The sequence below is a fragment of the Rhodococcus sp. DMF-1 genome, from assembly GCF_021441945.1.
In the GTDB taxonomy this organism is placed as follows: Bacteria; Actinomycetota; Actinomycetes; order Mycobacteriales; family Mycobacteriaceae; genus Rhodococcus; species Rhodococcus ruber.
On the sequence record NZ_CP090442.1, the window covers coordinates 993,010 to 1,005,772 of the forward strand.

Consider the following 12,763-nt stretch of genomic DNA (forward strand, 5'->3'; position numbering starts at 1 on the left):
TCGGTGTGATGTTCGTCCCACAGTAGGTGGGTTCGACGGGCATCGGACCGAAATCGCAAGGCGGCTCGGCACACTCAGTCGTCGCGGCATGCCGGTGCGAGCCGGACACGCACGCCTCGTCGTCATCTGATGTGCGGCGCGGATACTGCCTCGTTCACGAGGGAGAGGAAGCGCCGTCCTCCTTTCGGGGGTAGTGGTGGTGTCGGGCACACCTGTCGGTGGGGTCGGTCAGCGTGCCGGGCATGGGGATCGAGGTGGTGCGCTACAACTACCGGTTGCGGCCGGGCACCACCGCCGAACATGCCCTGATGCAGGAGTGGCATCGCTGCCGGTTCCTGTGGAACGAGGCGGTGCACCAACACAAGGCCGGTCGCCGGCCGACGTTCGGGAAGCTGGCCAAGCAGTTGACCGAGGCGCGGGCCCGCTCGTCGTGGTTGCGGGACGGCTCCCAGGTCGCCCAGCAGCAGATGCTGCGCACCTACGCGCAGGCGCTCGACGCGTCGTGCACGGTCGAGGGCCGGGGCCGGCCGCGGTTCAAGGCGCGGAGGAAGACCCTGCCGTCGCTCGAGTACACCCGCCGCGGGTTCCGGATCCGCGACGGCCGGTTGGTGCTGCCCAAAGGCGTGAGTATCCCGGTGGTGTGGTCGCGGGCACTGCCGTCGGAGCCGTCGAGTGTGCGCATCACCCGCGATTGCCTGGGGCACTGGTATGCCTCGTTCGTGGTGACCCGCGAGGTGGAGCCGATCCCGGTGGCCGACCCGGGCAGCGCGGTCGGGATCGACTGGGGCGTGGCCCGCACCGCGACGGCCACCGAGGAGCGGTTCGACCTGCCGCAGCACGGGCACCGGAGACGGTGTGCGGCGGAGGTGGCGAGAGCGCAGCGGACGATGGCGCGGCGCCGCCGAGGCACGGGGCACCCACCCTCGAGGGGCTATCGCCGGGCCCGCACCCGGGCCGCGAAGGTGCAGAAGAAAGCGGCCCGGCGCAGCCGGCACGACGGCCGGATCTGCGCCCGGGCCGTGGTCGAGGCGCATCATCTGGTCGCGGTGGAGGATTTCCGACCCCGGTTCCTGTCGAGGTCGACGATGGCGCGCACGGCCGCCGATGCCGCGATCGCGACGGTGAAACGGGAGTTGCTCGAGCGGGGCAGGCGGGCCGGCCGGAAGGTGGTGCTGGTGCGGCCCGCGTACACGACCATGACGTGTTCGAGGTGTTTCGCGAGAGCCAAGCAACCCCTCGGACTCGGGGAACGTATCTTCCGGTGCTGGGCGTGCGGGCATACCGCGTGCCGGGACCGGAACGCTGCCAGAGTGATTCTGGCTGTGGCGGAGCGTGGCCACACCGGTGTCGACGACGTGAGTCAAGCGGATCACCTCCCTCCCGGTGGTGGTGCGGTTGCGGTCTGAGTCGGGAATCTCCTTCTGGAAGGAGAGGCGTTAACGGAGGAAATCGAGGATCACGACAGCTGTCTGCGCGGGCTGCCCCAGCCAGGGCGCGTGTCCGCCCGGGAGGACTGCCAGCTTCGCCGAGGGGATCAGGTCGGTCACCCCACGGGCCACGGCGACGCCGCCGAGCGGCTCGTCGCGGCCCCAGACGAGAAGCGTGGGCATGGTCAGGCGGCCGAGTTCATCGGGACGTACGCGCGTCCGCCGGCGGAACCCGGACGGCGTCAGCAATGCCAGGGGAGACACGAGTGCGTGTATCTCGTCGCGCGCGGCCGACTCGGCGACGGGGTCTCTGCGCATGGCAACGAGCAGATCGATCAGGTCGGGATGCCGGACCAGCGTCGCGCGTTCCCCCATGACGGCGGCAAACCGGAGCACGGACTCCCGGCCGGGCGGAACGAGACCGGCCGCCAGCCTGCCGAGCCCCGGAGTGGCGAGTACCCGGTGCGGCAGCGGGCACCGCGTCCCCGGAAAGGCGGGCGGCCCGACTAGTACGACCCGGCCGACCCGCTCCGGGTGCGCGAGTGCGTACCAGGTGGCCCACACACCGCCCGCGGAGTGCCCGAGCAGCACGGTCTCTTCGAGGCCGAGGACGTCGAGCAGGCGATCCAGCCACCCGACCGCCGCTGTGCGGAAGTGCCGTCGGGGGTGGTCGATCGGGTCGCTGAGGCCCCGGCCGGGCAGGTCCGGGGCAATCGCGCGGACGCCGTCGAGTTCGGCGAGTAGCGGCAGAAAGAATCCGGCAGCGACCCCGGTGCCGTGGAGCAGGATCATCGGCGGTCCGGCGCCCTTCTCCAGGACGTGCACTCGGGTGGGCAAGTCCGATTCCACCCTGCGGCTGTATCCCGAGCCCTCCGGAAGCACTCGTTCGTACCATGCTCGCAGGCCCGCGTGGCCGTCGTCCGCCGACGTCCCAGCGTCTCGCACAATGCTCTTCGTGAACATGGCCCCAGTTTGTTCGCGACGGCCGAGCGCTCGCATCGGGCGAATTGTGCAGTCCGTCATCCCGCACAGGGGAAATCTGTGTACGACACCGCCGGCGAAGTGCCGGATCGGCGGGACCTGCTTCGCGGGATGCACGAGTTCGTGTCGGGCTGGACGGGGATGACAGCGGACACGACGGAAAGAAGAAGGAAGGCCGGCGATCTCGCAGATCGCCGGCCTTCCTTCGTGCTGTGCGCCATCAGGGACTCGAACCCCGAACCCGCTGATTAAGAGTCAGCTGCTCTGCCAATTGAGCTAATGGCGCTTGGCGGTGCGTCTCCGGGGCGTTGTCCCGGCGACGAAGGAAAGACTACACACCTTCCAGGAGCGCACCAAATCGGCTGGTCATGCCGCATTTCGGTGGAAGCGGGACGTAACGCCGAGGGGGCCGGCGGCGATTGGTATTCGAACGTTATTCGCGTCGTCGACGTCGCGGCGGCTGTGCCTCGAGCGGGGCTGGCATCATCGAACGCACGCGCATCGACGTGCAGTTTTGCGGCCCGGGGGAGGCCCGGAATCGGAGGGTGAGAGTGGTTGGGAACAGTGCGGCGCCGCGCCGCCGGCGGAATCGGCATGCCGTCGCGGCGGTGCTCGGGGCGGTGTTGGTCGGCGTCATGACCTTCGTCACGGCCTGCTCCGGCGCGTCCGGCGCCGGCGGGGCCGAGGAGGTGCCGATCGATTCGAATCCCCTCGCCGCGCTCATCAAGCCCACGGTCTCGGCGAGCGTGGTCGACGGGGGAGTCGGCTTCTCGCCCATCGAGCCGGTGACCGTCTCGGTGGTCAACGGCAAGCTCGAGTCCGTCACGCTGCTCAACCCGGACGGGGAACCCGTAGCCGGGGCACTCGGTCCGGACGGAGCCACGTGGGCCAACACCGAGCCGCTCGGCTACAGCCGGCAGTACCGGCTCGAGGCCGTCGCGTACGGGCTCGGTGGAGCGACGACGACCGTCGTCTCGTTCACCACCAGCGCCCCGGGAAATCTCACCCAGCCGTACGTGATGCCGGGTGAGGGCGCGGTCGTCGGCATCGGCCAGCCCGTCGCGATCCAGTTCGACGAGAACATCCCCGATCGTCTCGCTGCCGAGCAGGCCATCACCGTCGTCACCGAGCCGCCGGTCGACGGCGCGTTCTACTGGCTGAGCAACCGTGAGGTGCGGTGGCGGCCCGAGAACTACTGGGCGCCGGGCACGAGGGTGACGGTGGACGTGAAGGTCTACGGTCGCGATCTGGGCGACGGTCTGTTCGGCCAGTCGGACGTGCACTCGAGCTTCACGATCGGCGATGCGGTGGTCATCACCGCCGACGACAACACCAAGCAGGTCACCGTCAACCGCAACGGGGTCGACGTGATGACGATGCCCACGTCCATGGGCAAGGACGGCACGCCCACCCCCAACGGCGTGTACACGATCGGCGACCGGTTCGAGCATCTGGTGATGGACTCGTCGACCTACGGCGTCGCCGTCGACTCCGCGGAGGGGTACCGGACCCCGGTGGACTGGGCGACGCGGATGTCCTACAGCGGGATCTTCTTCCATTCGGCGCCGTGGTCCCTCGGCGACCAGGGCGTGCGCAACGTCAGCCACGGCTGCCTCAACCTGAGCCCGGCCAACGCCAAGTGGATCTTCGACAACACCAAGCGCGGTGACATCGTCGTCGTGCAGAACACCGTCGGCGGCATCCTCTCGGGCACCGAGGGACTCGGGGACTGGAACATTCCGTGGTCGACGTGGAAGGCCGGAAACGCGCGCGCCTGATCCGGCGCCCCGGCGTGAGGCAGGCCGGGTCCGCCTCCTGCGGTAGCGGTTGGCACGAGACCCCCGGGATCGACGATCCCGGGGGTCTTCCCGTGTCGGGTGCCGACCGCCGGGCAGCCCGACCGTGGAGGGTCGACATGCGGTCCTGCGCGGCGGAGAATCAGGGAGAAGGCATGCCTACCTGTGACGTCGACCGACCGTGGACCACCGAGCGTGGCCCGGCGGACAGGTCCGAGTCGAGGAGGATTCATGTCTGCGACGACAGATCCCACGTTCTACCGCAGCCCGAGTGACGCCGTGGCAGCCGCGCCCGAGCGGCTTGCCTATGTGGCTGCCTTCGATCCGGCCGGCCGGGCGAAGGACGCGATCGCAGTGGTCGATTGCGAGCCGGGTTCGCCGACATACGGTGGTGTGATCGGCTGGACCGAGCTGCCGACGGCGGGCAACGAGTTGCACCACTTCGGATGGAACGCCTGCTCGAGCGCGCTGTGTCACGAGGGGCACGGTCACGAGGGGCACGGTCACGAGGGGCACGGTCACGAGGGGCACGGCGATCACCACGGCCAGCCGCTCGAGCGGCGGTACCTGGTGGTGCCGGGCATCCGCTCGTCGAGAACGTACATCCTCGACACCAAACCCGATGCGCGGCACCCGGTGGTGACACGCACGATCGAGGCCGCCGAGCTCGCCACGAAGGCGGGATACTCGCGGCCGCACACGGTGCATTGTGGACCGGGTGGCATCTTCATGTCCGCCCTGGGAGGCGCCGACGGCGCCGAGGGTCCGGGTGGTGTCGCGCTGCTCGACCACGACACGTTCGACGTCATCGGAGCCTGGGAGGCCGAGCACGGCGAGCAGTCCCTGGCGTACGACGTGTGGTGGCACCTGAAGCACGACACGGTGATCACCTCCGAGTGGGCCACGCCGTCGATGATCGAGAACGGACTGAACGCCGAGGACCTCCTCGGCCGCAGGTTCGGACACCATCTGAATTTCTGGAGCATGTCCGAGCGCAAGCCGACGCAGCGCATCGATCTCGGCGACGAGCATCAGATGGTTCTCGAACTCCGTCCGGCGCACAATCCTTCCGCGGCGTTCGGGTTCGTGGGCGTCGTCATCAGCGTGGAGGATCTGTCGGCGTCGGTGTGGATGTGGCACAAGAGCGACGACCGGTGGGCGGTGGAGAAGGTGATCACCATTCCGGCGGAGCCGGCCGACCCCGACGATCTGCCGCCGGCGCTGAAACCCTTCGGCGCGGTACCGCCGCTCGTCTCCGACATCGACCTGTCGGTCGACGACCGTTGGCTGTACGTCTCGTGTTGGGGCACCGGAGAACTCAAGCAGTACGACGTCGGCGACCCATTCCACCCGCGGGAGACGGCATCGGTGCGCCTCGGTGGGATCGTGGGCCGCGCGCCGCATTCGGCGGTTCCGGACCTCCCGATCGCGGGAGGCCCGCAGATGGTGGAGATCAGTCGCGACGGGCGTCGGGTCTACGCCACCAACTCGCTCTATGCGGCCTGGGACGAGGTCTTCTACCCGGACGGTGTGGGGGCGTGGATGGCGAAGTTCGACGCCGATGTCTCTGCCGGCGGCCTGGTCGTCGACCGCGGGTTCTTCCCGCACGGCGACGACTTCCGCGGACTTCGAGTGCACCAGACGCGCCTGCAGGGCGGGGATGCGTCCAGCGACTCGTACTGCTTCACCGGGTGAGCGTCGTCGCACGGCGCCTTCCGCCCCACCGTCTGGGCAAACCCGATGGCTGCCCGGACCGTGTTCGGACGGGGGCGCTGGTGCAGAGTTCGATACACGCCGCCGAAAACAGGCGAGTCCCTGACCGGCTTCCGCCGGTCAGGGACTCGCCCTGTGGGGGTGAGTGACGGGACTCGAACCCGCGACAGCCAGGATCACAACCTGGTGCTCTACCAACTGAACTACACTCACCATCGCATTCGCGATCGGCCTGGGCCGGTTGCGCCTGCGGTACAGATACTAGCCTGAGTTTGCCGGAAACGGCGAATCCGCAGGTCAGGCCGGGCCCAACTCCTTCGTGACGGCGGCGATCTCGGCGGACGGGGGGCCCGGAGGCGCGACGAACGCGGTACGCCGGTAATACCGCAACTCGCGAATCGACTCCTTGATGTCGGCGAGCGCCCGGTGCGACAGGCCCTTGGCCGGTTGGCCGAAGTAGATCCGCGGGTACCAGCGGCGGCACAGCTCCTTGACGGAGCTGACGTCCACCATCCGGTAGTGGAGGTAGGCGTCGAGCTCGGGCATGTCGCGAGCGATGAACCCGCGGTCCGTCGCGATCGAGTTGCCCGCCAGGGGCGCGGTGCCGGCCTCCGGGACGTGTGCCCGGATGTAGTCGAGCACCGTCTTCTCCGCCTCGGCGACGCTCACCGTGGACCTGCGCACCTCCTCGGTGAGCCCCGAGCGCTCGTGCATCTCGGTGACGACGTCGGGCATCGCGGCGAGTGCCTCGTCGTCGGCGTGGATGACGATGTCCACCCCGTCTCCCAGCACGTTGAGATCACTGTCGGTGACGAGGGCGGCGATCTCGATCAGCTGGTCGCTGTCGATCCGCAAGCCGGTCATTTCGCAATCGATCCACACAAGTTTGTCCTGCACGAAACACAGCGTAGTCAGCCCGGTCGTGGCGATACGGTCACGGTGACCATTCCACGGCCGCACGTGGACGAGGAGGACACCGGATGACGGTCGATCCGACGCCGAGTCCGGTGTGCCGTTTGGGCTGCTCCCGCAGCCCAAACGGCACACCGGGCGCTACGCGCCCAGCTTCTTGTAGAAGGCGCCGACGATCGGCGCGACGACACCGCGCGGGGTGTAGTTGCCGGCGACGGACATCGCCTTGCTGATCAGGCCCGGCACGATGCGCATCTTGTTCTCCGCGAGCGCGTCGAGCGACACCTTCGCGGTGTGCTCGCTCGAGATCCACAGGAAATCCGGCACGAGCCTGTCGACGATCGACGCCTCGGCCGGGTCCGGGGTCTCCGTGCGCACCGGGCCCGGCGCCAGCAGCGTCACGTGCACGCCGCTGTCCTTCAGTTCCCCGCGCAGCGACTCGGAGAAGGTGTTGACGAACGCCTTCGTCGCCGCATAGGTCGCGTTGTTGGGTATCGGCATGTTGCCCGCCGCGGAACCGACCATCAGGATCGCCCCGGATCGGCGCTCGACCATCTGCGGCAGCACCGCGAGGGTCAGATCGTGCACGGCGACGGCGTTCAGTTCGACCTGAGCCCGTTCGTAGGCCGGATCGAGCTGGGCCACCGGGCCGAACGTCGCGATGCCCGCGTTGTTGCACAGGATGCTGATCGGGCGCTTGCCGAGTTCCTCGACGAGCGCGGTTCGTGCGTCGCGGTCGGACAGGTCGCACGCGCGGACCTCGACGGTGACGCCGTGCTTCGCCTGCAGCGTCGCCGCGAGTTCCTCCATCACGTCGCCGCGGCGGGCGACGAGGATCAGCGAGTGCCCGCGCGCGGCGAGTTCGGCGGCGAGGGCCTCGCCGATGCCGGAGGAGGCGCCGGTCACGACGGCTCGGGCGTCGGGGGTGGGAGTCGGCAGAGTCATGGTCGCTCAGCGTAGCGGCGGCCGGTTCAGATGCGATCCGCGAGGCGGGTGCCCTGCTCGATCGCGCGCTTGGCGTCGAGCTCCGCGGCGACGTCGGCCCCGCCGATGACGTGGGTGGTCACGCCCGCGGCGGTGAGCCGATCGACGAGGTCACGGACCGGTTCCTGCCCCGCGCAGATCACCACGTTGTCGACGTCGAGCACCTTCGGGTCACGGCGCTCCGCACCGAAGCTGATGTGCAGGCCGGCGTCGTCGATCCGCTCGTAGTTGACACCGCAGATCTCGTGCACCTTCTTGTGCTTCAGGGACGCCCGGTGCACCCATCCGCTGGTCTTGCCGAGGCCCTTCCCGATCGGGCCGGGCTTGCGCTGCAGCAGGAACACCTCCCGCGGCGACGGCGACGGGCGGGGCGCGGTGAGTGCCCCCGGGGCGGCCTTCGGGTCGGTGACGCCCCACTCGCGCTTCCATTCGGCCAGGTCGAGGGTGGGGGAACGGTCGTGGGTGAGGAACTCGGAGACGTCGACGCCGATCCCGCCCGCCCCGATCACGGCGACACGGGCGCCGACGGGCGCACCGTCCCGGACGACCTGCGGGTAGGACAGCACGCTGGGATGATCGATGCCGGGGATTGCGGGCACGCGGGGGGTGACGCCGGTCGCGACGACCACCTCGTCGTACGCGCCGATCAGGTCGTCGGCGCCCGCGCGGGTACCGAGGCGGACCTGCACCTTCGTCAGCTCCAGCTGGCGGCGGAAGTACCGCACGGTCTCGGCGAACTCCTCCTTGCCGGGGATGCGGCGGGCGATGCCGAACTGGCCGCCGATCTCGTCGTCGGCTTCGAACAGGGTGACGGAGTGGCCGCGACGGGCCAGGTTCACGGCCGCCGCGAGTCCGGCAGGTCCGGCGCCGACGACCGCGACGGTCTTGCGGCGGCGGGTGGGGGCGAGCAGCAGTTCGGTCTCCCGGCCGGCGCGGGGGTTGAGCAGGCACGAGACGTGCTTGTTGACGAAGGCGTGGTCGAGGCAGGCCTGATTGCAGGCGATGCAGGTGTTGATCTCGTCGGGTACGCCGGCGGCGGCCTTGCGGACCCATTCCGGGTCGGCCAGCATCGGCCGCGCCATCGAGATCAGCTGTGCGTCGCCGCGAGCGAGGATCTCCTCGGCCGTCTCGGGCATGTTGATCCGGTTGGAGGCTGCGACCGGGATCCCGACGTGCTTCGCCAGCTCGGCGGTGACGTCCGCGAACGCGGCGCGCGGGACGGAGGTGACGATGGTGGGCACCCGCGACTCGTGCCAGCCGATGTCGGTGTTGATCAGCGTGGCGCCCGCGCGTTCGATCTCCTGGGCGAGGGCGACGATCTCGTCCCAGCGCTGGCCGCCTTCGACGAGGTCGGCCATGGACAGCCGGAAGCAGATCCCGAAGTTCGGCCCGACGGCCTCGCGGGTGCGGCGGACGATCTCGACGGGCAGCCGGCGACGGTTCTCGGCGCTGCCGCCCCACGCGTCGGTCCGGCGGTTGGTGCGCTCGGCGAGGAACTGGTTGATGAAGTACCCTTCGCCGCCCATGATCTCGACGCCGTCGTAGCCGGCCTGCTGGGCGAGGCGGGCGCAGCGGACGTAGGCGCGGATCTGCCGCCGCACCCCCCACGAGGTGAGCCTGCGCGGGCGGAACGGGTTGATCGGTGCCTTGATCGACGACGCGGACACACTCAGCGGCCAGTAGCTGTAGCGCCCGGCGTGCAGGATCTGCAGCAGGATGCGGCCGCCTTCCGCGTGGACCGCATCGGTGATCGTCCGGTGCCGGCGGGCCTCGAGCCGGTTGGTGAGTTTGGCGCCGAACGGCAGCAGCCAGCCGGTCCGGTTGGGGGCGTAGCCGCCGGTGACGATGAGGCCGACGCCGCCGCGGGCGCGCTCGGCGAAATACGCGGCGAGGCGACCGGTGTTCCTGGCCCGGTCCTCGAGACCGGTGTGCATCGAGCCCATCACGACCCGGTTGGGCACGGTGAACGGCCCGAGATCGAGGGGGGAGAGCAGGTGGGGATACGGATTCGTCACGTGTTGTCCTCGATGGTGAGGGCGTCGAGCACTTCCTGGCACCAGTCCGCGAAACCCTGCTCGACGCGGATGCCGCCGCGCAGGACCAAGTACTGGTGGAGTGAGGGCCCGGTGAGCCGGTGAGGTGCGGGGAAGTCGCGTTTCTCGATGGTGCGGTACACCTCGAGGCGTGCGGCGTGGGCGTCGCGGTGGCGGGTGAGCTCCGCGAGGAGGGCGGGGAGGGTGTCGGGCCCGGCGGCGCGGATCTTCACGGCGAGGTCGCTGCGTAGTTGCTCGGGGTCGGAGGGCTGGGAGATCCAGCGGTCCAGTTCGGTGCGTCCAGCGGCGCTGACGCGGTAGACCTTCTTGTCGGGTCGCCCGTCCTGGGGCACGGTGCGGCCGGTGATCCAGCCGCTCTCCTCCATCCGCCGCAGCACGCGGTAGATCTGCTGGTGGGTTGCGCTGTGGAAGAAGCCGATCGACTTGTCGAACCGGCGGGCGAGCTCGTAGCCGGAGCCGGACCGCTCGACGAGTGCGGCGAGCAGCGCGTGTTCCAGTGCCATGCCGCGAGTATGCACCGAGGTGCATATGCAATCAAGTGCACATTGGAGAGGACGTCCGCGAACCACCCGGTCAGCCGCGAACGCGATTGTGTTCGCGGCTGACGGGGGATCGCGCGGATCGTCAGAGGCCGGTTCTCGGCGCGACGATCTCCTAGGCTGCGGGCATGAGTGCGCACACGGACGCCGTCGCCGGGATCGGGGAGGCCACCTCGCGGCGCCAGGTCTTCGCCTGGGGCATGTGGGACTTCGGGTCGTCGGCCTACCACGCGGTGGTGCTGACCTTCGTCTTCTCCGTGTATCTCACCGACGCCGTGGGCGACGACCTGCCGGGGTCGATGTCGGCGAGCACGTGGCTCGGGTGGGCGCTGGGCATCTCGGGGTTCGTCATCGCGATCACCGCCCCCGTCTCGGGGCAGCGCTACGACGCGGCCGGCCGGCGCAAGCGGTCCCTCGCGGTGCTGTCCTACACCGGCGTCGCGCTCATGGCGGCGATGGTGTTCGTGCGCGACGACCACCGTTACCTGTGGCTGGGCCTCGTGCTGCTGGGGGTGTCGTCGGTCGTCGTCGAACTCGCGCAGGTGCCCTACAACGCCATGCTCCGGCAGGTCTCCACCGAGGAGAACATGGGCCGGGTCTCCGGTCTGGGCTGGGCCATGGGCTACGTCGGCGGGCTGCTGCTGTTGCTGCTCGGGTACTTCGGTTTCATCGCCGGCGACGGCGACACCCGCGGCTTCCTCGGGGTGAGCACCGAGGCAGGTCTCAACATCCGCCTGGTGGTGCTGGCCGCGGCGGTGTGGTTCGCGATCTTCGCCGTCCCGGTGCTGCTCGCGGTGCCCGAGGTTCGGCCCACCGGCGCCGATCCCGGCGCGGAACGGACCGGGATCGTGCACTCCTACCGGGTGCTGCTGCGCGACCTCCGCGAGCTGTGGGCGATGGACCGGCGCACCGTCGGCTATCTCGGCGCGTCGGCACTGTTCCGCGACGGTCTGGCCGGGGTGTTCACGTTCGGCGCGGTGCTCGCGGTGAACGTGTACGGCATCGACGCCGCCGACGTACTGCTGTTCGGTGTGGCCGCGAACGTGGTGTCGGCGCTCGGTGCCCTCGCGGCGGGGCGCTTCGACGACCGGGTCGGCCCCAAGGCGGTGATCGTCGCCTCACTCACCGCCATGATGGCCGTCGGCATCGTGCTGCTTCTGGTGTCGGGGCCGGTGATGTTCTGGATTTTCGGTCTGCTGCTGTGCCTGTTCGTCGGGCCCGCGCAGTCGTCGGCCCGCACCTTCCTCGCACGCATCACCCCCGCCGGACGGGAGGGCCAGATGTTCGGGCTCTACGCGACGACCGGCCGCGCCGTGTCGTTCCTGGCCCCGACCCTGTTCGGGCTCTTCGCCTGGACGTTCGGCGCGGACCGGGCCGGCATCGCCGGTCTGCTCGTCGTGCTCGGCGCCGGGCTGGTGGCGCTGCTCGCGGTGCGGGCCCCGGAGGGTCAGTCCTTGAAGTAGACGAGCTGGTGGCTCGTGGCGAGCAGCGTGCCGTCGCGGCTCCACAGCTGGGCGGCCTGGTCGAAGTAGCCCTGCGAGAAGCGGTGCGTGCGCGCGGTGCCCAGCACGAAGTCGTCGCCCTGGGCGTCGAGCTGTGCGGCGTCGGCGTGGAAGTACACGGTCAGGGACACGGTCCCGGCCGGCATGTACCGGCCGCGCCGCAGGAACACCCTCGGGTAGAAGACGTCGCACAACGCCGTCAGCGCCGGGAAGTCGAGTGGGCGGACCGGTGCGTCGCGCACCCACAGTGTCGTGGTGGAGTCGGGGTGCTCGGCGGCGTCCTGCTCGGGCACCGCGCCCTCGACGAACCGCATCTCGTAGTTGCGGGCCCAGGCGATGAAGTCCGGAAAGGTCCGGGCGGGAACCGTCTCCGCGGGCGGCACCTCCGGAACGTCGAGCTCGGTGTCCGACCAGGTGTCGCGGCGGGTGCCGAACACCGCGGTGGCGGTGGTGGTGACCATGCCGTCCTGCGTCAGCTCGAGCAGCCAGTGCTGGTTGGTGCGGTTGGTGCGGACCGCCCGCACGGTGATGTCGAACTCGCCGTCGGCGACCGGGCCGGCGTAGTTGACGGTCAGGGAGATGGGATCGCCGAGCCGGTCCGGGTGCTGCTGGACGGCCCGCAGCAGGGCGGCGGCGGTGACGCCGCCGAACGGGCCGACCATGTTCGTGTACTCGGGGCTGGTCCGCCCCCGCGTGTGACCGTCCTCCGTGGGCTCGAGCGCCACGGCGGCGTCGAAGGGGTGGGGCGGGGCGGCGATCTCGGTCACGACGACTCCTCGGGAAGAACGGGTCCGTTCCGGCGCGAACCGGACTTAAGTATGACAACATACATAGAAATCGGCGGCAAGAGCGGAG

General features: G+C 69.7%; 10 protein-coding genes and 2 tRNA genes. 4 read left to right on the top strand and 8 right to left on the bottom strand.

Going from position 1 to position 12,763, the window contains the following annotated elements:
- The first annotated feature begins 242 nt into the window (after nucleotides 1-242).
- On the top strand, nucleotides 243-1,406 hold the full coding sequence (locus LZP97_RS04615; RefSeq protein ID WP_048773906.1) for an RNA-guided endonuclease InsQ/TnpB family protein: 1,164 nt from the start codon (nucleotides 243-245) through the stop codon (nucleotides 1,404-1,406).
- A 30-nt stretch (nucleotides 1,407-1,436) separates the two neighbouring features.
- On the opposite strand, the gene LZP97_RS04620 is transcribed toward LZP97_RS04615, so the two are convergent.
- Together LZP97_RS04620 and LZP97_RS04625 are read right to left on the bottom strand one after the other, a co-directional pair.
- A complete protein-coding gene (locus LZP97_RS04620) occupies nucleotides 1,437-2,264 on the bottom strand; it encodes an alpha/beta fold hydrolase (RefSeq protein WP_228287165.1) in 828 nt (275 codons plus the stop codon).
- 357 nt (nucleotides 2,265-2,621) lie between these two features.
- Nucleotides 2,622-2,694 (bottom strand) — tRNA-Lys (locus tag LZP97_RS04625).
- A gap of 349 nt (nucleotides 2,695-3,043) precedes the next feature.
- Here LZP97_RS04625 and LZP97_RS04630 point away from each other — a divergent pair.
- Both LZP97_RS04630 and LZP97_RS04635 read left to right on the top strand, forming a co-directional pair.
- Nucleotides 3,044-4,186 carry a L,D-transpeptidase gene (locus tag LZP97_RS04630; protein ID WP_225223300.1) on the top strand — a complete coding sequence of 381 codons (1,143 nt, stop codon included), beginning with the start codon at nucleotides 3,044-3,046 and terminating at the stop codon, nucleotides 4,184-4,186.
- 249 nt (nucleotides 4,187-4,435) lie between these two features.
- The gene (locus tag LZP97_RS04635; protein WP_026137845.1) at nucleotides 4,436-5,899 is read left to right on the top strand and encodes a selenium-binding protein SBP56-related protein; all 1,464 of its coding nucleotides are present in this window, start codon (nucleotides 4,436-4,438) and stop codon (nucleotides 5,897-5,899) included.
- 154 nt (nucleotides 5,900-6,053) lie between these two features.
- On the opposite strand, the gene LZP97_RS04640 is transcribed toward LZP97_RS04635, so the two are convergent.
- The 5 genes from LZP97_RS04640 to LZP97_RS04660 form a co-directional block, all read right to left on the bottom strand.
- A tRNA-His gene (locus LZP97_RS04640) sits at nucleotides 6,054-6,131 on the bottom strand.
- An 83-nt stretch (nucleotides 6,132-6,214) separates the two neighbouring features.
- Nucleotides 6,215-6,814 carry an oligoribonuclease gene (gene orn, locus LZP97_RS04645; protein ID WP_010596338.1) on the bottom strand — a complete coding sequence of 200 codons (600 nt, stop codon included), beginning with the start codon at nucleotides 6,812-6,814 and terminating at the stop codon, nucleotides 6,215-6,217.
- Between the two features lie 156 nt (nucleotides 6,815-6,970).
- A complete protein-coding gene (gene cmrA, locus LZP97_RS04650) occupies nucleotides 6,971-7,774 on the bottom strand; it encodes a mycolate reductase (RefSeq protein WP_010596339.1) in 804 nt (267 codons plus the stop codon).
- 26 nt (nucleotides 7,775-7,800) lie between these two features.
- The gene (locus LZP97_RS04655; protein WP_040271650.1) at nucleotides 7,801-9,828 is read right to left on the bottom strand and encodes an NADPH-dependent 2,4-dienoyl-CoA reductase; all 2,028 of its coding nucleotides are present in this window, start codon (nucleotides 9,826-9,828) and stop codon (nucleotides 7,801-7,803) included.
- Nucleotides 9,825-10,370 (bottom strand): PadR family transcriptional regulator, encoded by a 546-nt coding sequence (locus LZP97_RS04660; protein ID WP_010596341.1) that lies wholly within the window; start codon nucleotides 10,368-10,370, stop codon nucleotides 9,825-9,827. Before LZP97_RS04660 ends, LZP97_RS04655 begins: the two co-directional genes overlap by 4 nt.
- 164 nt (nucleotides 10,371-10,534) lie before the next feature.
- On the opposite strand from LZP97_RS04660, the gene LZP97_RS04665 reads away from it, so the two are divergent.
- Nucleotides 10,535-11,869, top strand: coding sequence for an MFS transporter (locus LZP97_RS04665; RefSeq protein WP_010596342.1), 1,335 nt, complete (start codon nucleotides 10,535-10,537; stop codon nucleotides 11,867-11,869).
- Here LZP97_RS04665 and LZP97_RS04670 read toward each other — a convergent pair.
- Nucleotides 11,854-12,675 carry an acyl-CoA thioesterase gene (locus LZP97_RS04670; RefSeq protein ID WP_048773896.1) on the bottom strand — a complete coding sequence of 274 codons (822 nt, stop codon included), beginning with the start codon at nucleotides 12,673-12,675 and terminating at the stop codon, nucleotides 11,854-11,856. The genes LZP97_RS04665 and LZP97_RS04670 overlap by 16 nt on opposite strands.
- Between the last annotated feature and the right edge of the window lie 88 nt (nucleotides 12,676-12,763).

What these genes read in the sequence shown, in the direction of transcription:
- LZP97_RS04615 (WP_048773906.1), top strand. Translation starts at nt 243, where the DNA reads ATGGGGATCGAGGTGGTGCGCTACAACTACCGGTTGCGGCCGGGCACC.
- LZP97_RS04630 (WP_225223300.1), top strand. Translation starts at nt 3,044, where the DNA reads ATGACCTTCGTCACGGCCTGCTCCGGCGCGTCCGGCGCCGGCGGGGCC.
- LZP97_RS04635 (WP_026137845.1), top strand. Translation starts at nt 4,436, where the DNA reads ATGTCTGCGACGACAGATCCCACGTTCTACCGCAGCCCGAGTGACGCC.
- cmrA (WP_010596339.1), bottom strand. Translation starts at nt 7,774, where the DNA reads ATGACTCTGCCGACTCCCACCCCCGACGCCCGAGCCGTCGTGACCGGC.
- LZP97_RS04660 (WP_010596341.1), bottom strand. Translation starts at nt 10,370, where the DNA reads ATGGCACTGGAACACGCGCTGCTCGCCGCACTCGTCGAGCGGTCCGGC.
- LZP97_RS04665 (WP_010596342.1), top strand. Translation starts at nt 10,535, where the DNA reads ATGAGTGCGCACACGGACGCCGTCGCCGGGATCGGGGAGGCCACCTCG.